Annotated in this window: 18 protein-coding genes, 1 tRNA gene and 2 pseudogenes; 8 read left to right on the top strand and 13 right to left on the bottom strand. The window is 59.4% G+C overall.

What is annotated here, in order from left to right:
- Positions 1–98: 98 nt before the first annotated feature.
- Entirely contained in the window at positions 99–1,121 is a 1,023-nt protein-coding gene (gene ilvC / locus Q0C28_RS11190) for a ketol-acid reductoisomerase (RefSeq protein WP_293575792.1), read from the bottom strand.
- Between the two features lie 131 nt (positions 1,122–1,252).
- Between ilvC and Q0C28_RS11185 the strand changes: the two genes are divergently transcribed.
- Together Q0C28_RS11185 and Q0C28_RS11180 are read left to right on the top strand one after the other, a co-directional pair.
- Entirely contained in the window at positions 1,253–1,708 is a 456-nt protein-coding gene (locus Q0C28_RS11185; protein ID WP_293575790.1) for an Lrp/AsnC family transcriptional regulator, read from the top strand.
- Complete coding sequence (locus tag Q0C28_RS11180; RefSeq protein ID WP_293575788.1) at positions 1,705–2,163, top strand: Lrp/AsnC family transcriptional regulator; 459 nt, start codon at positions 1,705–1,707, stop codon at positions 2,161–2,163. Before Q0C28_RS11185 ends, Q0C28_RS11180 begins: the two co-directional genes overlap by 4 nt.
- A gap of 119 nt (positions 2,164–2,282) precedes the next feature.
- On the opposite strand, the gene Q0C28_RS11175 is transcribed toward Q0C28_RS11180, so the two are convergent.
- The 3 genes and pseudogenes from Q0C28_RS11175 to Q0C28_RS11165 form a co-directional block, all read right to left on the bottom strand.
- Positions 2,283–3,479, bottom strand: a complete 1,197-nt coding sequence (locus Q0C28_RS11175) for a UbiH/UbiF family hydroxylase (RefSeq protein WP_293575786.1) — start codon at positions 3,477–3,479, stop codon at positions 2,283–2,285.
- A 102-nt stretch (positions 3,480–3,581) separates the two neighbouring features.
- Complete coding sequence (locus Q0C28_RS11170; protein ID WP_293575784.1) at positions 3,582–3,824, bottom strand: hypothetical protein; 243 nt, start codon at positions 3,822–3,824, stop codon at positions 3,582–3,584.
- Between the two features lie 133 nt (positions 3,825–3,957).
- Positions 3,958–4,599, bottom strand: a pseudogene (locus Q0C28_RS11165) (pyrimidine 5'-nucleotidase).
- 190 nt (positions 4,600–4,789) lie between these two features.
- Between Q0C28_RS11165 and Q0C28_RS11160 the strand changes: the two are divergent.
- On the top strand, positions 4,790–5,437 hold the full coding sequence (locus tag Q0C28_RS11160; RefSeq protein ID WP_293575782.1) for a GntR family transcriptional regulator: 648 nt from the start codon (positions 4,790–4,792) through the stop codon (positions 5,435–5,437).
- A gap of 47 nt (positions 5,438–5,484) precedes the next feature.
- On the opposite strand, the gene Q0C28_RS11155 is transcribed toward Q0C28_RS11160, so the two are convergent.
- Both Q0C28_RS11155 and carA read right to left on the bottom strand, forming a co-directional pair.
- Positions 5,485–7,449 (bottom strand): glycosyltransferase, encoded by a 1,965-nt coding sequence (locus Q0C28_RS11155; RefSeq protein WP_293575780.1) that lies wholly within the window; start codon positions 7,447–7,449, stop codon positions 5,485–5,487.
- A gap of 135 nt (positions 7,450–7,584) precedes the next feature.
- Positions 7,585–8,748 (bottom strand): glutamine-hydrolyzing carbamoyl-phosphate synthase small subunit, encoded by a 1,164-nt coding sequence (gene carA, locus Q0C28_RS11150; protein ID WP_293575778.1) that lies wholly within the window; start codon positions 8,746–8,748, stop codon positions 7,585–7,587.
- Between the two features lie 278 nt (positions 8,749–9,026).
- On the opposite strand from carA, the gene Q0C28_RS11145 reads away from it, so the two are divergent.
- Positions 9,027–9,500, top strand: a complete 474-nt coding sequence (locus tag Q0C28_RS11145; RefSeq protein ID WP_293575776.1) for a GatB/YqeY domain-containing protein — start codon at positions 9,027–9,029, stop codon at positions 9,498–9,500.
- On the opposite strand, the gene Q0C28_RS11140 is transcribed toward Q0C28_RS11145, so the two are convergent.
- The 3 genes from Q0C28_RS11140 to ctaD all read right to left on the bottom strand — a co-directional run bounded on the left by Q0C28_RS11140 (position 9,497) and on the right by ctaD (position 12,864).
- On the bottom strand, positions 9,497–10,333 hold the full coding sequence (locus tag Q0C28_RS11140; protein WP_293575774.1) for a prephenate dehydrogenase: 837 nt from the start codon (positions 10,331–10,333) through the stop codon (positions 9,497–9,499). The genes Q0C28_RS11145 and Q0C28_RS11140 overlap by 4 nt on opposite strands.
- Positions 10,334–10,540: 207 nt before the next feature.
- The gene (locus Q0C28_RS11135) at positions 10,541–11,026 is read right to left on the bottom strand and encodes a DUF2244 domain-containing protein (RefSeq protein WP_293575772.1); all 486 of its coding nucleotides are present in this window, start codon (positions 11,024–11,026) and stop codon (positions 10,541–10,543) included.
- 164 nt (positions 11,027–11,190) lie between these two features.
- Complete coding sequence (gene ctaD / locus Q0C28_RS11130) at positions 11,191–12,864, bottom strand: cytochrome c oxidase subunit I (protein WP_293575770.1); 1,674 nt, start codon at positions 12,862–12,864, stop codon at positions 11,191–11,193.
- 435 nt (positions 12,865–13,299) lie between these two features.
- Here ctaD and Q0C28_RS11125 point away from each other — a divergent pair, with 435 nt between their 5' ends.
- Together Q0C28_RS11125 and Q0C28_RS11120 are read left to right on the top strand one after the other, a co-directional pair.
- Entirely contained in the window at positions 13,300–13,722 is a 423-nt protein-coding gene (locus Q0C28_RS11125; RefSeq protein WP_293575768.1) for an HIT family protein, read from the top strand.
- Positions 13,723–14,051: 329 nt separating this feature from the next.
- Positions 14,052–15,893 carry an alpha/beta fold hydrolase gene (locus tag Q0C28_RS11120; RefSeq protein ID WP_293575766.1) on the top strand — a complete coding sequence of 614 codons (1,842 nt, stop codon included), beginning with the start codon at positions 14,052–14,054 and terminating at the stop codon, positions 15,891–15,893.
- 127 nt (positions 15,894–16,020) lie between these two features.
- Here the strand turns inward: Q0C28_RS11120 and lipB are convergent, their stop codons facing one another.
- Positions 16,021–16,746 (bottom strand): lipoyl(octanoyl) transferase LipB, encoded by a 726-nt coding sequence (gene lipB, locus Q0C28_RS11115; RefSeq protein ID WP_293575812.1) that lies wholly within the window; start codon positions 16,744–16,746, stop codon positions 16,021–16,023.
- Positions 16,747–16,815: 69 nt separating this feature from the next.
- On the opposite strand from lipB, the gene Q0C28_RS11110 reads away from it, so the two are divergent.
- A complete protein-coding gene (locus tag Q0C28_RS11110) occupies positions 16,816–18,471 on the top strand; it encodes a peptidoglycan-binding domain-containing protein (RefSeq protein ID WP_293575764.1) in 1,656 nt (551 codons plus the stop codon).
- A gap of 196 nt (positions 18,472–18,667) precedes the next feature.
- Positions 18,668–18,754 (top strand) — tRNA-Leu (locus tag Q0C28_RS11105).
- A gap of 319 nt (positions 18,755–19,073) precedes the next feature.
- Here the strand turns inward: Q0C28_RS11105 and Q0C28_RS11100 are convergent.
- The 3 genes and pseudogenes from Q0C28_RS11100 to Q0C28_RS11090 all read right to left on the bottom strand — a co-directional run.
- A complete protein-coding gene (locus tag Q0C28_RS11100) occupies positions 19,074–19,769 on the bottom strand; it encodes an RraA family protein (protein ID WP_293575762.1) in 696 nt (231 codons plus the stop codon).
- Positions 19,766–20,461, bottom strand: a complete 696-nt coding sequence (locus tag Q0C28_RS11095; RefSeq protein ID WP_293575760.1) for an alpha/beta hydrolase — start codon at positions 20,459–20,461, stop codon at positions 19,766–19,768. Before Q0C28_RS11095 ends, Q0C28_RS11100 begins: the two co-directional genes overlap by 4 nt.
- A pseudogene (locus Q0C28_RS11090) lies at positions 20,458–21,046 on the bottom strand (epoxyalkane--coenzyme M transferase); the annotation flags it as partial. The gene Q0C28_RS11095 and the pseudogene Q0C28_RS11090, both read right to left, overlap by 4 nt.

Here is a 21,046-nt window from a genome sequence, read left to right as displayed (position 1 = left end):
ATTCGGCCATTTCGATGGCCCAGACGGAAAGGGGCGTCCCACGCATGGAACGCCCCCGCAGAGAAATAAGGGTGGGTCACCCAGCCAAAGCAGGCGCCTTAGTTCTTTTCTTTGTCGACCATCTTGCCGGCAGAGATCCAAGGCATCATGCCACGCAGCTTGGCGCCTGTTTCTTCGATCAGGTGCTCGTCGTTGGCACGGCGGGACGCTTTGATGGTGGGCTGGCCAACCGCGTTTTCGAGCATGAAGTCGCGGACGAATTTGCCCTGCTGGATGTCTTCCAGAACCGCTTTCATGCGCGCTTTGGTTTCGTCGTACTTCAGGATGCGTGGGCCGGTGACATACTGGCCGTATTCAGCAGTGTTGGAGATCGAGTAGTCCATGTTGGCGATGCCGCCTTCATAGATCAGGTCCACGATCAGTTTCACTTCGTGCAGACACTCGAAGTAAGCCATTTCCGGTGCATAGCCGGCTTCAACCAGGGTCTCAAAGCCACAGCGGATCAGTTCAACCAGGCCACCGCAGAGAACTGCCTGCTCACCGAACAGATCGGTTTCGCATTCTTCACGGAAGTTGGTTTCGATGATGCCGGAGCGGCCGCCACCGATGGCGGAGCAATAGGACAGGCCGGTTTCCAGCGCTGTGCCGGTGGCGTCGGTGTGAACCGCAACCAGGCAGGGCACGCCGCCGCCTTTGGTGTATTCGCCGCGCACGGTGTGGCCGGGGCCTTTGGGTGCCATCATGATGACGTCGACGCCTTCTTTCGGCTCGATCAGGCCGAAGTGGACGTTCAGACCATGGGCGAATGCGATGGCCGCGCCCGGACGGATGTTGTCATGGACGTATTTCTTGTAGGTTTCTGCCTGCAATTCGTCGGGCATGGTGAACATGATCACGTCACACCAGGCCGCCGCTTCGGCGATGCCCATGACCTGCAGGCCTTCGCCTTCGGCTTTCTTCGCGGAAGGCGAACCTTCGCGCAGAGCGACTACAAGGTTCTTGGCGCCGCTGTCGCGCAGGTTCAGCGCATGGGCGTGGCCCTGAGAGCCGTAGCCCAGGATCGCCACTTTTTTGTCCTTGATTAGGTTCACGTCGCAGTCGCGGTCGTAATATACACGCATGATCATCATCCTTTTGAGTCAGAGTTGCCGTCAGCATAGGTTGTTTATCCACAAATGAGAGAGGCTTTTGCGCATAAAGATGTAAAATTATGCGATAGGTATTCGCCAAATAACATGATATCGACCATTTCATGCTTGATGATCTCGACCGACGCATATTGCGCCACTTGCAGGCGGAGCCAGACCAATCGCTGCCGGATCTTGGCGACCGGCTGGGACTGACGGCCTCGCGTCTGTCGCGGCGGCTTGAGAAGCTGCGAGAGAGCGGCGTGCTTCTGGGCCAGCGGGCGCTGATCGATTGGCGCAGGCTGGGCTATGAGGTCGAGGTTTCGTTGCGCATCACGTTGGACAAGACCAATCCGCGCGCCTTTGATGAGTTTATCCCGGCCGCGCGGCAAATCCCCGAAGTGCTGGAGATCCAGACCTTCCTGGGACAGGTGGACGTGCGCCTGTCGGTGATCGCCCGAGATATGGCGCATTATCAGGAAATCTACCGGGTGCAGATCCTGACCCTGCCACATATCACCGATATCGAGGCGCTGATGCATGTGGCGCGCATCAAATCAGACGAGGCGCTGCCGATATGATGACGCTGGACGACATCGATCACGCATTGCTGCGCGCTTTGGCGACTGATGCCACCCAAACGGCGGGCGCTTTGGGGCGCGCGCTGGGGCTCAGCCAGCCTGCCACCTGGCGGCGGATCCGGCGGCTGCAGGACGCAGGGATCATTCGTGGGCGCAAGCTGGACCTGGATGCTGGGAAACTGGGGTTTGGCGTGACGGTGTTTCTGGGCATCAAACTCGCCACCAAGGGCCGCGTGAGCCTGGAAGACTTCGAACGCGCGGTCACTGCGATCCCGGAGGTGCAGACGGTGGAGCACGTCTTGGGCATGTATGACTACCGGCTGCGGGTCACGGCCCGGGACATTGCCGATTTTGAACGGGTGCTGCGGCGGCGCATCATGACGTTGCCGGGCGTTGGCAATGTGGATGCCAACGTGTTGCTCAGCGAAGAGCGCAGGTTGGGCCCGCTCGGCTAGGGCCTGTCCGGGCGCAACAGATCGCGGTCTGGGCGCAACAGATCTTGGTGGCAACGGGGCTGTCATCTTTCCCCAAATACTCTCGCCGAAGGCAAGCGGCCCGCCTAAGGGCCGCTTCGTTACTTTACGCCCAAGCCCATTTGCATCAGATTGCGTCTGACCGGTGCCATGGAATACAACGCATTGAGCCCAAGCGCGCGCAGATCCCGCAGCGGGCGGGGCGCCAGCATTGAGGTGCGATTGAGCAGATCAATGCCCTTTACTCGCATTTGAATGTCGCCATGGCGGGCACGATGATAGGCTTTCAGCATGTCAGCGTCGCCCAAACGGTCCGGCGTGGCGTGGGCCAGATCCAGCAGGCAGCGCAGATCCCCGAGAGACATGTTCAACCCCTGCGCGCCAATTGGCGGCACCACATGGGTGGCCTCGGCCATCAGGGCCAAGCGGGGGCCATTGAGCTGTTGTGCAGATTGGCTGATGATGGGCCAGAGGCTGCGACGGGAGGCCAGCTGCAAGGGGCCCAGCACACCGCAGCTGCGTCGGTTCATCGCCGCCTCGAAGGCTGGCACATCCATCGCCTGCAAGTCTTGTGCGCGGGCGCCGCGTTCCATCCAGACCACAGCGGAGGAGGGCTGGCCTGCGTGATCGGGCAGGGGAACCAGGGTGAACGGGCCACCAGAGCGATGGATTTCGGTCGAAATATTGTCATGAGGCACCGTGTGGGTCACGGCGAAGGCGAGCGCCTTCTGACCATAGCGCCGGGTGGTCACATTTATGCCCGCAGCTGCCCGCATGGCGGAGTTGCGCCCGTCACAGGCGACCACCAATCGGGCCTTAACTCGGCTGCCATCATTGAGCGAGACGAAGGCGTGATCCGTGCGCGCCAGCAGCCCGGTCGTGGCTAGGCCAGGGCGAAATTCAACATTTGGCAGATCGCGCAGCCGGGCCAGCAATTCGCGGCGCAGCAGCCAATTGGGCAAATTCCAACCAAAGGGTTGATCGGACAGGTCCGCGGAATTGAAATCCTTGGTCACTCGGGCCACGGGCTCTGCGCCACCGGCGTCGATGATCCGCATGATGCGCAGCGCTGCGGCATGTGGCGCAAGCCGTTCCCAGATCCCGGCCTCTTCCAATAGGCTGCGGGCGGGTTGCAAGATCGCAGTGGTGCGCAGATCGGCGGCGGCATCCTCGCGGTCCGTGACCGGCGCGGTGGGATCCACGCAGATCACATGAAACCCGGCAGCGCCAAATGTGGCGGCTGCCATCAGACCAGCAACGCCACCGCCAGAAACCAGAATGTCACAGCTGTCAGCCATCAAACCTGCCTTTCATGTCATGCCCTTTGAAATAGGCCTGCGCAGGTTGGAATGACAAGCGACATAACGTCCTTTTGCCTCCGGATATCGGCTGTTGCCGACCTAGCCGCGGGTGATCAACACCAGAACAATCACCATGGCAAAGGTCTTGGCCACGGCTGGCAGAAACAGTCCCGGCAGGCCCCAGACAGCAATCGCAAGCGCCCAGAGCAGCACATAGAGCAGGATCGCCAGCAGCGGCTTTGCCGCACCGGCCCAGTCATCCGCACCGCGGCGGACAGGCTGGTGATCTGCCATGTCCCGTGCAACTGGGGCGTCATTCAGAGCGAGAGAGAGATCTTTCATCGGGCATCCTGTCGTTTGTGAGCGAACCTAAAGATGACCGGTATATGTAACTTTGCCAAAGCGGCGTAAGGCCACTGCGGCGGCGCGCCACAGGGGGTGCGACAGGATGCGCACCACGTGCAGGTTCCCGCTGTCAGATCTGGTCGAGAAACGCCGTCAGATCATCTGTGTGATGGTGAATATGTGCCTCGCTCACGGCTGTGGGGGCCACATGGACTGTGCGCATGCCCATCTGATGGGGCGCTTCGAGATTGCGCACGTCATCTTCGAACATTGCGGCGGTGCCGGGAACCACATCCGCTTTGGCAAAAACGATGTCAAAGGCCTCGCGCTCGGGTTTTGGGCGGTAGTTGGCATGTTCGACGCCAAAGATCGCATCAAAACACCCGCTGAGCCCACGGGCCTCCAGGACCCGTTCGGCGTAGGGGGCTGTGCCGTTGGTTTAGATGATCCGCTTTCCGGGCAGCGCCTTGATCCGGTCCGCAAGCAGGGGATCGGGCTGCAGCTGGTCGAAATTGATGTCATGGACATCCACAAGGAACGGGTCCGGGTCGATGTCGTGATTGGCCATCAGCCCGGCAAGCGTGGTGCCGTGATTGCGCCAGTAGTCTTCACGCAGTTGGTCGGCCTTGTGTTCATCAACGCCCAACGTGGTCATCACGTAGTCTTTCATCTTGACTTCGATCTGATCAAACAGCCGCACAGAGGGATGGTAGAGCGTATTGTCCAGGTCAAAGACCCAGTGGCGGACATGAGCGAAGTGTTGAGAGACCATGGGCGGGTACGAGAGCCTTTGCGCAATTGAAAGAATGGGTTGTGCGTCAGTTAGAGCCCTATGACAGAAAGCCAATGGTCTATCTGACCGCAGCGGCGGAGTTTTTTGCGGTCGAGCCGTCACCAGGGTTGATCGGGCCACGCCGCGGCTTGTAGACAAATGAGGCGAACAATCCAAGGATCCCGAGAGCGTGACAAGGAATAGCAACCAGACCGATGCCTATGCGCTGATTTTGGAAGCGATCGATGTCGGTGTGTACCGTCCGGGGGACCGGCTGGTCGAAAGCGACCTGGCCGAGCGTTTTGGCGTTTCGCGGACCCCGATCCGGGAAGCGTTGCAGCGTTTGGAAACGCAGTCCTTGCTGGAACGGGATGGGCGGTCCTTGATCGTGGCATCGCTGGATCACAACCAGATGGCCGAGCTTTATGTGGTGCGGCGCGAGTTGGAGGGGTTGGCAGCACAATTGGCCGCGAGACATGCCACCGAAGAGGAAATTCAGGTCCTGCAGGATATGACCGAGGCGGATGACGCTTTGGTTGATAATCCAACGGAATTGTCCAAAGCCAACCGGCGTTTTCACGAACAGATCCATCTGGCCTCGCACAACCGGTATCTGGTGCAGCAGCTCAACCTCGTGCATCGTACAATGGCGCTTATGGCCACCACCTCGCTGGCGGCGGAAGGCCGGGGGTTGATCGCGCAGGAAGAGCATAAATCCATCGTTGATGCCATCGCTGCCCGCGACGAAGAACGGGCCTCGACAGCGCTGAAGAACCATATCTCTGTGGCGTTCATGACGCGGTTGAAACAGGATGCGGGCGACCGGATCAAGAACTGAGCCGATATTTTGGCCAGAGTCTGAACCAGAGCCCTAGTGGGGCTGGCTCAGATCCCGAACAGTCGCGATTTCCGGCGCTTTGGCCCGTTGGCGGAGCCATGGGCTGTTTTGTCCCAGAAAAACGGTTTGCAGGTCAGCTCATAAAGCGCCTTGTAGACGGCCAGCACCCCGAGCGGAAAATACAGCATCATCGTTGGTGCCCAGACCGCCAGACGGCGACGACCGGAGGCAAAGGCGGCGGTGATCGCGATCACGATGCCAAGCAGTTCGAAGAACACCAACGCCGCGGCAGCCAGCAAGGGCGCGCCTGCGGGCAGGACCGGCGCACTGGGATGGGGCAGGCCAAATGCAATCAGCCAGAAGGTCCACAGACACGGGGCCAACAGAAATTGCCCAACGGTGCCAAGAAAGAAGGCCTGCAGCCCCAGAAACCTGCGCAGCCCGACCTCTCGCAACAAAACCGTGGGTCTGCGCATATGCACCAGATAAGTGATCATGAACCCTTTCAGCCAGCGCGAGCGTTGTTTGACCCAGGCCCAAGGGCGGCAGTTGGCCTCCTCATAGGTGGTGGTGGGCAGCATTTCGGTCCTGTAACCCAGCCGTGACAGGCGCACCCCCAGATCTGCATCTTCGGTGACGTTGTGGGCGTCCCAACCGCCAAGCTGTTCAAGGATGTCCCGGCGCACAAACATCGTGGTGCCACCCAGGGGCACAACCAGGCCGAGGCGGGCAATACCGGGCAGGACGATGCGAAACCAGCTGGCATATTCCAATGTGAAACAGCGGGCGATCCAGTTTTCGCCGGGGTTGTAGTAATCCAGCGCCCCTTGCAGACAGGCCAGATTGCCGTCGGCCTGGGCAAAGGTCAGCCCCACATGTTCCAGCTGGTCGGGTTCCGGGGCATCTTCGGCGTCCCACACCCCGATGATATCGCCGCGGCAGAAATTCAGCGCATAGTTCATCGCCCGCGGTTTGGTTGTCAGCCCGCCATGAGCCGGAACCTCGATCACTTTGAACCAGTCGGGCAGATCGGCGCATTGTAGGGCCTGTCGGGTGACATCATCGTGCTCTTCCAGGACCAGCAACACCTCCAGCAGGCTGCGCGGATAGGTGAGCTGGCACAGACGGCGCAATAGGGCGCGGCCAATCTCTGCTTCTTTGTAAAGCGGCACCAGAACCGAGATATGTGGCAGCCGGTGTGGCGTCGGCAGATCCTGAACCTGCAACAGCGGGCGCAGCGGTTGTTTCGCGGATGGGGCCTGGGTTGCGGCAGCGATATTGGGCTGGATCTGCGCGCGCTGGCGCTGGGCCTGCAGGTGGGAGACAAATCCGGCGCATTTCAGAATGATGAATGACACGAGGCTCAGCAGGGCGACACCGCACAGGAGTGTGAAGACCTCGCGCGGCCAGATCGCAAGCGCAACCAGCAGCCCCAAAGCCAACAGCGCGGGTGTATCGCTCCACCGCAGGCGGCGCATCGTGCGACAGCTGTAGGGCAATGGCACCTGGCGGCTGGCCTGTTGTGCCAACTCGTCGCGAAAATGATCCGTCAACAGGGCGATGATCTGGCTCTCGCTGCCCAGGACGGGCATCACACTGTCGAAACTGCCAGCAAGTTCTTTGCACAGCCGTTCGTAGCCTTCGGGATCTGCGATGGCGATCACCACGGTGCGGCCCAGTTGCATCCAGGGAATGGCCTGATGGCGCAACCAGAAACGTGCGGAGCGGCGGGCGATCAACCGCGCCTGCACGCGATGGCCGGTCAGGTCAACTTTGGGAATGCCGCTGTGCGTGGATCGTGCGGCCAGCAGTTGATCTTCGCTGGCCCAGCCCTGTGTTTGCAGAATGCGTTCGATTGGAGCGCGCTGATGTTGCCGCAGCACCAAAGCCCGCATCATATGATCTTTGCGCACGGCATGATCGCGGATGAGGCTCTGTTCGAGCGTTTCACTCGCGGGTGTTTTACGCAGGGGCGGAACGAGTTTTATCAGGTTCAGGTTGTGTTCAGGCATGCGAAAACAGTTTTCGCGCGTGCAGATTCGGGCAAGGGATTTTTGGTTAATGGGAATCCCAAGCGATTGACTCCCATGGCAAAGCCGCGCCACGGGAGTCGATTTTTTGCGGTATGTTTATTATGAGCTTACTGATTAAGCTGACTTTTGCGCCTGCATTGCTTCGGCAAAACGCTCAAACAGATAGAAGCTGTCCTGCGGACCGGGGCTCGCTTCGGGGTGATGTTGCACCGAATAAACCGGGCGGTCCTTCATCCGGATGCCACAGTTGGAGCCGTCAAACAGCGACACATGGGTCTCTTCTACATGCTCTGGAAGGCTCTGGGAATCGACGGCGAAACCGTGGTTCATCGAGGTGATTTCGACCTTGCCGGTGGCGTTTTCCTTCACCGGGTGGTTGGCGCCGTGGTGGCCGTGGTTCATTTTCACGGTCTTGCCGCCAAGCGCGAGCGCGAGCATCTGGTGGCCAAGGCAGATGCCGAACACCGGCAGTTCGGTGGTGTCGAGGATTTCCTTGATCATCGGTACGGCGTATTCGCCGGTCGCTGCTGGATCGCCCGGACCATTGGACAAAAACACCCCATCCGGGTTGTGGGCCAGCACCTCGGCGGCGGTGGCTGTTGCGGGCAGAACAGTGACATCGCAGCCCGCAGAGGCGAGGCAGCGCAGGATGTTGCGTTTCGCGCCATAGTCCAGCGCCACGACTTTATGCTTTGGCGCGCTTTGACGGGTGTAGCCATCGGGCCAGGCCCACCGCATTTCATCCCAGCGGTAGCTTTGGGCGCAGGTCACATCCTTGGCGAGGTCGAGCCCTTCGAGGCCGGACCAATCGCGCGCCTTTGCCACCAGCGCTTCGACATCGAATTCGCCGTCGGGATTATGCGCCAGCGCCACATGGGGCGAGCCTTGCTGTCGGATGGCGCGGGTCAGGCGACGGGTGTCGATACCACCGATGGCAATCCGGCCCGTGCGGGTCAGCCAGGTTTTCAGCTCATCCGTAGCGCGCCAGTTTGATGACAGGGTCGGGTCCCATTTCACCACCATGCCAGCCGCCACGGGATCAGCGGTTTCGTCGTCTTCCGGTGTGACGCCGGTGTTGCCGATGTGGGGGAAGGTGAACGTTACGATCTGCCCGGCATAAGACGGGTCGGTCATGATTTCCTGGTAGCCGGTCATTGCCGTGTTGAAGCACAGCTCTGCGACTGTTTCGCCGTGGGCGCCAAAGCCATTTCCGTAAAACACAGTGCCATCAGCTAGCGCCAAACATGCGGTGGGTTTGGGCGGGACGGTATCGGCCATGGCGCGACTCTCCAATCTGGGCAAAATTCATGGGCTTGTAAGGGGAGGGGGTGGGTGCGTCAAGTGCGCCAAGGGGGGAAACCGGCCCAACTGCCCCAGAAAGCTATCGCCGCAAGTTGGCGTCCCCCAGGTCTGTGTCGGCCCCTGCACCTGCTGTCTTACCCTGCTCTCCACCGGACTGAGCAGCTGCCTTTGCGTCAGTCTTTTGGGGTAACTTGAATTGGATCCGCCCTTTGGGTAAAGATCCTGGTTCCGACTCCGTGGAAATGGACTGATAAATGGATACGCGAACTCGGGTCAATCAGGCCCTTAAACAGGCCATGAAAGACCGGGAGGCCAATCGATTGGCCACCTTGCGCCTGATCAACGCTGCAATCAAAGATCGTGAAATCGCTGAACGCATTGATGGCGAAAGCGGCAGCATTGGTGATGCTGAAGTCGTTGCAATTCTTGGCAAAATGACCAAGCAACGCAAGGAAAGCGCGCGCGCCTATGAAGAAGGCGGTCGCTTGGATCTGGCCGAAAGAGAGCTGGGCGAAATCACCATCATCGAAGAGTTCCTGCCCAAGCAGCTCAACGATGATGAGATCGGTGCAGCGGTCAAAGCTGCGGTTGCCGAAACAGGGGCCGAGTCGATCCGTGACATGGGCAAAGTCATGGGCGCGCTGAAAGGCAAGTACACCGGCCAAATGGATTTTGGCAAAGTTGGCCCCATGGTGAAAGACCAGCTGTGCCAAGGCGGCAACTGCTAATATTGCAGGCTCTTTGTCGTTGACCCAGTTGGCGCTGCGACATCTGGCTCCGCTCCGTTCGGACCTGCCCCGCGGCAGCGGTATTGAGCCGACAGATCAGAGGCAGAGGCCAAGAATGCGTCTCTGACCTCGGCTGCGAAGGGATTGTCCTGCAGGATCGTCTCCAGCACCGCAGGGGCATCTTCGCGGACCATCTCCTGTGCTTGCAACAACCGATCAAAACTGACGGTTGTAAGCCGCAGGTCCGTTGGCAGGATCTCAGCCAGCGACCGGGAAATCAGATGGGTCAGCCCTTGCACCGTCGCCACATCCCGGTCGTGTTGTTCTGGCGTTGTCCAGATGATTTTGAGCCCGAACACCCGGCGCAACACCGCCGCAATGCGACCGTGAGAGGAACCGCGTAAGGGGCAGAGCGCGATCTGATGGCCGGATAGACCGTCTTTGGCGCTTTGCGGCCCGAACAGGGGATGGGTTCCGATCAGATTGATATTGGCGGGCAGATTGTCCTGCATGTCTTGGGCCGGGCGCATTTTCACGGATCCCACATCGATCACAGTGGTGCCCGCCGCCAGATGAGGCGCGATGCGGCGACAGATGGCAGCAATCTCGCGGACCGGGGTCGCCAGGATCACCACATCACAGGTGCAGACCGTTTCAATTGGTGCGAACCCCGCGCCGGTTGCACAGTCGACGCCTGTGGTGGGCTGGGTTGGGTCATAAACGGTAACGCCCGTAAACGGGACAAGATGACTGGCGATCAGGCGCCCAAACGCACCAAAACCGATCAGTCCGACGGCTGGTTTGGCCGCTGTGAAGGAGGGTAGAGAGGACATCCGCAAAAGGCTCCGCTGGGGCCGCGATGCTGATGGAGAAGACCGATGTCATTTCAAACCGCCATATCGCGGCGGTAAGACATCAAAATAAGAAGCTGCAGCCGCCGTTATGAAAACGGCGAATAATAAAAAGACGAAGAGGTCAGGCGCAGATCAAACATGCAGCACTCTTAGCGGGGACAATTGGTGCTGTCAAAGAGGCATTGATCAGCTTGGCTTGCGAAAGGCCGTTTGCAAATCGTCATACAGCGCCAGGCGTTCCTCTTCCGAGAGGAAAGCGCCGATTTCCACCTCGCGCCCGCTGCCACGCAGGGTGACATAGTGGGGCACCGGCCCATCTGCCTGGTGCATTTCGACCTTGGTCCAGTAGCGGTTGCACCGCCAGCTTTGCGTGCCTGTCTTATCAACCCGTTCCAGGTGGGCCTCTTCGCCGTCGAGACGCAGAACTTCGATGATTTGCCGGTCCTTGCGGCTGCGATCCAATGCCCATTTTACGGCAAACACAATCCCCGCAACAAACGGCAGCACGCCCCATAGCACCAGACTGCCAAGCAGGGGGATGATTGGGATCGTGATCAATGCCGCGAAGAGAAGGATGAAGCGCGCATAGCCTTCCGGCGGCAGCGACTGGTGCGGCCATAGGTGCATTTCCTGCACCGGGTCGGTTTGCTCTGATGTCCATTGATACGGCATGACGCGAAATTAGCCCTTTGGCTTGTGGTGTCCAGCCTTCGGGGTGGGGGAAATTGTAGCTTTTGCAAGGGTCGAAAGGACGGTTGCCAGGGGTCGAGGTGTGAGATGAAAAAAGGCCCCGCACAGCGTGGTGCGGGGCCTCTATGTTTATACTCTAAGAGCTCTTAGTGAGAATGGGAGCGGTCCCACTCTTCCTGCTTTGGCAGGATTTCGAACGTATGCTCTGGCGGCGGAGAGGGCAGTGTCCACTCCAGCGTGTCGGCATATTCGTTCCAGTAGTTGTTCTGGGTAATCCGTGCGCCGCGCAGCAGCGAGTAGATCACAACACCGAAGAACAGGATGAAGGATGCGAAGGACAGGAACGCGCCGTAGGACGAGATCTTGTTCCAATATGCAAACCCTTCCGGGTAATCGATGTAACGGCGCGGCATGCCCTGACGGCCCAGGAAGTGCTGGGGGAAGAAGGTCAGGTTTGCGCCTATGAAGAACATCCAGAAGTGGATCTGTGCGCCCAGTTCGGAGTACTGACGACCGGTCATTTTGCCGAAGTAGAAGTAGACACCAGCAAAGATCGCAAAGACCGCACCAAGGCTCATCACGTAGTGGAAGTGTGCCACAACATAGTATGTGTCATGGTACGCACGGTCCACGGAGGCCTGCGACAGCACCACGCCAGTCACACCACCAACGGTGAACAGGAACAGGAAGCCGAACGCAAACATCATAGGTGCCTTGAACTCGATCGAGCCGCCCCACATCGTGGCGATCCATGAGAACACTTTGACCCCGGTTGGAACCGCAATGACCATGGTTGCCAGCATGAAGTAGGCCTGCTGGTTCAGGGACATGCCCACGGTGTACATGTGGTGCGCCCAAACTACGAAGCCCAGCACGCCGATGGCGATGATCGCCCAAACCATCGGCAGGTAGCCGAAGACTGGTTTGCGGGAGAAGGTCGCAATCACGTGGCTGATGATGCCGAAGCCTGGCAAAATCACGATGTACACTTCCGGGTGGCCGAAGAACCACAGGATGTGCTGATAGAGGATCGGGTCACCGCCGCCTGCTGGATCAAAGAAGGTGAAACCGAAGTTGCGGTCCATCAGCAGCATGGTGATCGCGCCCGCCAGAACCGGCAGGGACAACAGGATCAGCCAGGATGTGACGAAGATCGACCATGCAAACAGCGGCACTTTGAACAGGGTCATGCCTGGTGCGCGCATGTTCAGGAAGGTGGTGATCATGTTGATCGCACCCAGGATCGAAGACGCGCCAGATACGTGGACCGCAAAGATTGCGAGGTCCATTGAGTAACCACCTTCATTGGTCGACAGCGGTGGGTAGAGAACCCAGCCCACGCCTGAACCCAATTGGCCGTTGCCACCTGGGGCCATCACGGACGCCACCGCCAGCGAGGTGCCTGCGACATAGGTCCAGAAGGACAGGTTGTTCATACGTGGGAACGCCATGTCCGGTGCACCGATCTGCAGCGGCATGAAGTAGTTGCCGAAGCCGCCGAACAGTGCCGGGATGACCACGAAGAACATCATCAAAATGCCGTGCGCGGTGATCAGAACGTTCCAAAGGTGCCCGTTTGGCGTACAGGTCGCGGACGGATCCGCGAAAAGACGCGCGCCTTCGCCGCACATGTACTGAACGCCGGGATCCATCAGTTCAAGCCGCATGTAAACGGTGAACGCGACGGAGATGAAACCTGCGATCGCCGAAACGATCAGGTAGAGAATGCCGATATCCTTATGGTTCGTGCTCATGAACCAGCGGGTGAAAAATCCGCGCTGGTCTTCGTGGCCGTGACCATGAATGGCTGCATCTGCCATTAAAGGTGCCTCCTGTTGCATAACGATAGACCCAAGAAACCGCAGGCGGCTGGGTCTAGACTCACGTAGGTTTTTAGTTTGCTCGGTACGGGCCTTCAATGGTGGAGTTTGATCTGTATCAAGATTAATTGTCGCGGGGTTCTTGCTATGGGTTCTTTGCGTTTACACATCTGAACACCGTGCGGGTCGCAAATGGGCCAAAAACGCGGCGCCTGGCTTCATCCGGGGTGCCAACAGCCCCTGAAACGCGCGCTTGGGGGTCTTTTGGGCGGTTTTGGTTCAAGCGGGTCGGCAAATATTAACGTCCTGCTTTGGAAGGGGGTGCGTCAATTTGTCAATCTGTGGACTTGACCGAAGCGGCGCACCCCGACAAAACCATCGCATTCAACAGCAGGTTTTGGATGCCGTTTGGGTCCTAACAGAAAGCGCGTGGCAATGACTTACGATAGTGACAACATTTTTGCGAAAATTCTTCGTGGTGAAATCCCCTGCCATCGGGTCTACGAAGACGAGCAGACATTGGTTTTCATGGACATCATGCCACGGGCTGATGGGCATATGCTCGTGATCCCCAAAACACCCTGCCGCAATCTGCTTGACGCCGATGCCGCGCAGCTCGCAGCGGTTATGATGACGGCGCAAAAGGTCGCGAATGTGGCCATGGGCGTGTTCGCAGCCGACGGCGTCACCGTCCAGCAGTTCAATGAGGCGGCCGGTGGCCAGGAAGTGTTCCACCTGCATTTCCATATCCTGCCCCGCCGTACTGGGGATGCGCTGCGTCCCCCTGGAATCATGGCGGATCCAGATATGTTGGCAGAACAGGCCGCGCGCTTGCGTGCCGCGGTAACCGCGGCCTAGTCCGTTCTTGGCTCATCTGTAAAAACTACCTAGACGCGAATATTTTGTTGATAAGCGTGACTACTTTATTGTAGTTTGACTCTACGCCAGATGGTCCTAAGATCAAGTCGCCAGTCCGCCTTGGGAGAGGTGCGGGCTTGGCCTTGTATGAAAATGAAGAACACAACACGCGTGTTCGATGGTTGGCCATCGGGCGTGGGTCGCTTTGTTTTGTGTTGCGCTGCGGCGAGGTCATGCTTCGCCGTTTGCTGTAGGCTAGTCTGCAGCAGTGCGTTTGGGTTGGTTGAAGAGGGCAGGTTGGCGTTTGTTTTGTGAGGAGGGCCGTGCGTATGGCGGCAGAGGGAACAGCCAACCAAGCCTCGGGGGAAGCAACCTTTGGTTGTTCTCGGGTTTCAAATAGCGGGTTTATCTCTGATGAGAGCGCGGCAGCAGCGCTCTATTCTGCACTTTTGGGAGAGCAAAGAGCGGCGGCCTGGCGTGATCGTTTGGCCATCAAACAGCCGGTATCTTTGGGCGATTTTACCCCCGCCTTCGAAGTGGAGGCGGCGGACCAGAGTGCACGGTCGCGCCATCAACAATTATCGGAAAAGCGTCTCGGTCGCCGGGAGTTGTTTCAACGGCATTTTGCCCGTGCCGCGTTTCTCCGCTCTCGTTTGAGCGGATCAGAGCAGAATGGCGCAGCGGCGGAATTTGCTGCCGATCTGCCAGCAGAGGGGGCCCGTTGGCTGCTGATCGGGACCAATGGCCGGATCTGTGATGCCTCTGCTGGCTGGCCTGGGACCGGCCGAGCTTTGGATCCTTGGGTTGAGAAAAAGCTCGGTATTTTCGATAGCAACTGTCAGACATGGCGCGATTTTTTTGCAGGTGACACGACCTCTGAGCAGGCGGAGACCGCGCTTGCAGATCGTTGGCCGTCACTGGCAGCGCTGAAACGGCCGAGCGGAGGGATGCTGCTTTGTCAGCGGCTCAGCAACGACAGCGCGAGCGGTCAGGGGCCGATGTTCCTCGTCGAAGAGCTGCCCACATTATGGAGCGATCGCTGCGGCGAGTATCTGTGCAACTTCTTTGAGTTTGATACCGCCGAATTCATGACGCTAAAGCAGTTTTTGGCCTCGGACGGTTGGATTGCACTGCACACATCCTCCGGCGCCCGCCGCGCGGCAGAGTTGCCGATCCTTGGATCCATGTTGGCCAAGACGGGCGCGACCAGCTATGCGGATATGCTGCGCTATCTGACCTATATGATGCGGCAGGCGGCGGGCGATAGGGCGATTGCAAATGGCCGCCGCAGCCCTGCGGACCGGCATATCCAGGACCCTAAAGGTGGCACCTGCCACTATGTCCGATTGGGTGCCGATGCTGGTGTGCCCATCATTTTCCTGCATGGTATTTTTGATGGGCTCGCCCCGGTGCAGAGATTGCAACGAACACTGCGGGCGCGTGGCCTGCAGGTGTTTGCGCCGTTTCGCTGTGGCTATGGTCAATCGGCGGCGGCCTCGCCACGCGGCGATCAGCTTGCGTCGACACTGGCGCAAATTGAAACACTGATCGAGGAGGAGCAGCTGGAGCGACCGGTTCTGCTCGGGCATCGCAGCGGGTCGCTGTTTGCCGCCGCCGCGGCACGGTGTTTGCGCGACAAGATCAGCGGTGTTGTCAATGTCGGGGCCACGATGCCCATGCATTCGGTTGGTGAGGCGTCATCACTAAAGGGACATCAGCGCGCGCTTGCCATGTCCGCTGTTGGCGCCAAACGGATGCTGCCGTTCGTGGTACGCAGCTGGCGCAGAAGTGTGCGCAAGCGCGGTGCCCACGTGTTGGTGTCGCGCCAAGTTCCGGAAAACAGCGGAGATCAGTGGTTGTTGAACGACCCGGCGCTGACCTCGCTCTTGGCCCAGAGCCACGAGGCGATGATCCGTCAGGGCGGTGCGGGCTATGAGGCTGATCTGTCGCTGGCGGTCAAGCCGCGGGATATGCGCCATTGCGGCAAAGCCGCGCCTGCCATTTATCTGCATGGCGGCGCAGATCCGATCACGCCGCCTGAGCGGCTGCAGGCCGCGCTTGGCAGCGCAGACAATCTGCAATTCAGGGTCAGCAAGCGGGCAGGGACCATGTTGCTTTATGCCCAGCCGGATTGGGTGTTGTCAGCGGTTGAAGAGATCGCCCGGGGCTGAGCGCCCCGTATGTCCATCTCAAAGAGGATGAAGCGATAGCCGCCAGGTGACGTTCCTGTTCGGTTGGCCCGCTTGATCCGCCTGCGCGGTGTTTGGCGCAGGCAGGATTGTTGTAGGTGGGAGTGGATCAGTCCACCGGGCAGCTTTCAGGTTCTGCAAAGGCGACGTCAAAACACTGTTTCAGCGCGACATCGACATCATCCATGGTGACCGGCAGCCCAAGATCCACAAGGCTGGTGACACCGTAGTCTGTGATCCCGCAGGGCACGATGCCGTCGAAATGCCCCAGATCCGGTTCGACGTTGATAGAAATGCCGTGGAAGCTGACCCATTTGCGCAGGCGGATGCCGACGGCGGCGATTTTGTCCTCTGCGGTTTGACCATTGATCAGCTTGGGCTTTTCGGGGCGTTCCACCCAGACGCCGACGCGACCGTCGCGGATATGGCCGGTCACGTTGAAGCGGTCCAACGCCAGGATCACCCAGCGTTCCAGTTGTCGCACGAAACACCGCACATCTCGGCCACGCGCCGCAACGTTGAGCATGACATAAACCACACGCTGTCCGGGCCCGTGATAGGTGTACTGACCACCGCGTTTGCTGTCGTAGACGGGGAAACGGTCCGGATCTGTCAGGTCTTCGCTGCGTGCAGATGTACCAGCGGTATAGAGCGGCGGGTGCTCGACCAGCCAGATGCATTCTTCCTGGGTGCCTGCCGCAATACCGGCGACGCGCTCTTCCATGAAGGCGACCGCTTCATCGTAGCCAGTCAGTCCTGGGCTGACGATCCATTCCACCATGACAAAAGTCCTTTCTTGCCGCTCCTGCTGCTGATTGTGCCAAACAGCGGAGATTTAACTGGCCAGCAGTTTGTTTGCTGCGCTACCGTGGATCGTGTTTTTCATCAATAGGGAGCGCGTATCATGTTCTCACATTCACTTAAAACGACACTAGCAGCTTCATTTCTGCTCACATCCGGAACCATGCCTGCCGTTGCAGACAACCTTGGTGCCGCTCTTGTGGGAAGTATTATTGGCGGTGTCATCGTCAACGAAGCCAATAAGAATCGGTCCCGGACCGTGACGCGGCAGCGCAGCTATTCGCCAGCGCGGGCGCAAAACCGGGAAACGCAAACCGCACTGAACTACTTCGGCTTTCCAGCCGGGACGCCAGATGGCGTGATGGGGCGCAAATCGCGGGCGGCAATCGCGCAGTATCAGGGCCACATGGGGTTCGTCGCGACAGGCCAGCTGACGCCTAATGAGCGCGATTTCCTCGTATCCTCCTACAGTCGGGCCCAGATCGGTGGTCCGCAGGTGATCAAGGCGATGCAGGGCCCGAACGGCGTGCGTGGTCTTTTGCATGTCTGGCGGGATGAGGCTGCAGGTGTCCGTACCGCAGGCGTGCGCAGCTATGGCAGCTATGGCGGGCTGCCCATCGAGGTCAGTGAGGCAGTGGATGAGATCGCCGACAGCGCCGAGCCAAGTGCAGAGCAGCTGCTGCAGCGTTCTGGCTTCATGCAGTTGGCTGATCTCAATGGCGACGGCAAGAACGATTATATGATCGATACCTCGGTATCAGGCAGCTCGTTCTGGTGTGGCGCATCCCACTGTACTGTTATGGTGTTTGCTTCGACCCCGCAGGGTTATCAGCGCAATGACTTCATCGCGCGCGGTGTCACGACGGCGAATTTCTCCTGTCATCAAGGGGTCTGCCGGATGAACGAGTCCGCAGGAACCGCCCCGGTTCAGGCCGCAATCACGCCGACGCCTGCGCCCGCACCAGCGCCAGCCCCTGCAACCGGCGGCACTGTGCTCGCATCCACGACGCCAACTCCTGCTCCGGCGGCGCCAGGCCAGGGGCTCGCCGCCATCCAGCTGTTCGACCAGCCGGTTGCAACCGCACCAGAAGCCTCGCTTGCGAGCCATTGCAGCAAGGTCAGCCTGCTGACCAGCTCCAACGGCGGCTTTGTCACTGCTGCCAACCTGCAGGATCCGGAACTGGCGCTAGGGGAGCAGTTCTGCCTCGCTCGATCCTATGCCATCAATTCGGGCGAAGAGCTTACGGCCAAAATCCAAGGCGTTTCGCAGGCCCAGGTGGACAGCCAGTGTGATGCCTTTGGCCCGGCGGTTCAGCCCTACCTGGCGCAACTCGGCACCAGCTCAGCGCAGGGTTTGATGGCGGATCTGCAGAAATTTGTTCTGCAGTCCAATATGTCCATCGAACAGCTGGGCACGACCGCGGGTATTTGCCTGTTCTCGGGCTATCGCAGGGATGACATGGACGTGGCCATTGGGGCCGCGTTGATTATGGTTGGTATCGGTCAACGGCCCTATGCCGAGCTGATCGGCCACCATTTGGCCCAAGGGTTTGGGGTGCCCAAGTCCACTGATCAGGCCCAAGACTGGTATGCGACCGCTGTGACCGCCCTCGAATCTGGTGCGGCGCCAGCCTTTGCGCCCGGTCAGCCAGAGCGGGTGGAGCTGATCAAAGCCGCGGCTGCTGGCCTGTCCGGTGATGTGGCACCGGTTCCGGTTCAAAGCACATCGGCCGCTTTGCCGACCTTTTCGACCGATTGAGTCATCGGTTCAGGCCAAGTGTTTGATCAGGTCAAGTGCTTGATCTGCCAAAATTACAACGGGGCGCATGGGTTTCATGCGCCCCGTTTGTTTGTGTGATCGTGGAACCGGCTGCAAAAGCGCTGTTTTTGGTCATTTTGCATCTTCACATCCGCATCAGGCTGATTTATACGCCGCTGTATCAAGCCAAGACAGTGCGGTCGTGGCGGAATTGGTAGACGCGCAGCGTTGAGGTCGCTGTTCCTTAACCGGAGTGGAAGTTCGAGTCTTCTCGACCGCACCATTTTACATTTTGATGTGAAAATCCCCTAGCCTTAAATCACTTATATCGCTGCCGACACTCTTGCGTGATGCATGGAGAAATTGCCCTGCTCTGCACGCGGGGGAGGCGATTTCTGCGTCCGTTCGTTTAGCGAAACAACACACAAGCACCCATTCGAACACGGGCCGAGCCTGTTTGGAACATGGGCGGGGCCTGCGCGCTCGCTTGCGAACACGCGAAGATTGGCCCTGACCGCGGGCCAAGGCATCGTGGGAGAGGGGCAATTGGACCGAGGCGGCAGGGCCCAAGTTTTGGTTAACCTTTGGTTATGTGCGCGTGGTCATGTGCGCGCGGCCTCAAAGGCGGCCCATGCCACTTCAAAAGCATCGAAATCGAAACCGTCAGCCTTCGCCGGGTCCAATATGAGCTTCTCTGTCGCTAGTAGCTTCAGGATTGCAGCCTCCAACTCCGACAGCACCTCGGTTGGAATGACAAGCGCCCCATGCCGGTCGGCGTGGATCAGGTCGCCATCTTCTACGGACAGACCAAAGATGCTCACTGGTGTGGCGATTTCCTTCACATGCACAAACCCGTGAGAGGGGCCGATGGATCCAGCCACAACTGGGAACCCATCCGGCAGGTCACCCAGGTCGCGCATCACCCCATTGGTAAGCGCGCCGCTGAGGCCGAAGCCTTTGTGAACCGTTGTATTGATTTCGCCCCAATAGGCGCCGATGCAATGCGGGAAATCGACGTCTTCGACCACCGCAACCGCGGGGCCGGGGCCACTGGACATGTGACGGTAATTGTCCATGCGCCGGGCTTTGATGACGTCGCTGGGCTCTTCCGGCGGGGCCAGTGCAGAGATCTTTGCCGTGCGGGCATATCCCACCATGGCGCCACTGTCGGGTGCCGACGACAGCATCGTCCCGCGCGTGAACCTGTCAAAGCCGCGCTTGCCCTCGGCGACTTCAATTGCGTTGCAGACAGTGGGCGTGTCGACCCGGCGCAGCAGCTTCAGAAGGGTGGGTGTCATAGGGTCTCCAGCCAGCGGAGCAGCGCCGCTGTGGTTTGAGTGGGTTTTTCCAGGGTCGGCAAATGACCTGCGCCATCAATGACGGCCAATTCGCTGTTGGGCAGCAGATCATGCATCAGCTCATGGCGCGACAGTGGGCAGAGCGTGTCCTGTTGCCCGCAGAGCACCAGTGTGGGCGCTGTAAATTGGCGCAAGGTCTCTGTCTGATCCGGCCGGTCACGTAGTGCCAGCGATTGATTGATGAACACATCAGCCCCCAGATCCAGAGCCATCTCCATGCAAAGATCAAGGATCGCGCCTGTTTCAGGGCCAGGTGCCAGATAGTTTGGTTTCATTTCCGTGCGCATCACCTCCGCCAGGCGTCCAGCCCGGACCGCAGCAATCTGAGGCGCACGACGCCCCTGGGCCTCGGGTGTTTCCGCCAGCGGGTTGGTGTCCATCAGGGCCGCGCCCGCAATTCGCTCGGGTGCCTGACGCATCAGTTCCATCGCGAGGATGCCGCCCATGGAGAGACCCGCCACCGCAAAGCGAGGGGGTGCCTGCGCCAATATGGTTTCCGCCAGCGACGTCACGGTATCGCTGTGCCCGATTGGCGCGATGCTGACTGGGACACTTTGGGACAAAATGGCGATTTGGGGCGCAAACAGCCGCGCATCACACATCATCCCGGGCAGCATCAGCACTGGGGTCATTGGCGCTGACCTGCCAAGGCTGCCCCCTCCGACAGCGCCTTCAACTTAGCATAGGCGATATCGGGATCAACCGCGCCGAACCCTGCGAACGTCCCAAAGCCACAGTCTGAACCCGCAATCACACGCTCGGCGCCGACGATGCCGGTAAACCGTTCGAGCCGCTGGGCCACGACCTCTGGGTGTTCGATAAAGTTGGTGGTGCTGTCGACCACACCGGGCACAAGCACTTTGTCATCTGGGATTTCAGCCTTGCGATCCCGGAACACGGTCCATTCGTGTGCGTGACGCGGGTTTGAGGTTTCAAACAGCAGATAGCGGGCTTTTGCAGCCATCAAGGGGGCAAAGACGCTGTCCATCGCGATGTCGCAGCAGTGGGGACCTTCGTAGTTGCCCCAACAGATGTGGATCCGCACGCGATCGGCCGGGACATCGGACAGGGCGTGGTTCAGCGCTTCCACATGCATATGGGCAATCTTTACGAACTCCGCGTCGCTCAGATCAGTAAACAGCATATGGCGCGACAGGGCGAGGTCGGGGCAATCCAGCTGCAGATCGAGGCCCGCTGCGATGATCGTTTCATACTCT

The sequence above is a fragment of the Phaeobacter sp. genome, from assembly GCF_022825805.1.
Lineage (GTDB): Bacteria > Pseudomonadota > Alphaproteobacteria > Rhodobacterales > Rhodobacteraceae > Phaeobacter.
This window is presented reverse-complemented; position numbering and strand designations above follow the sequence as displayed.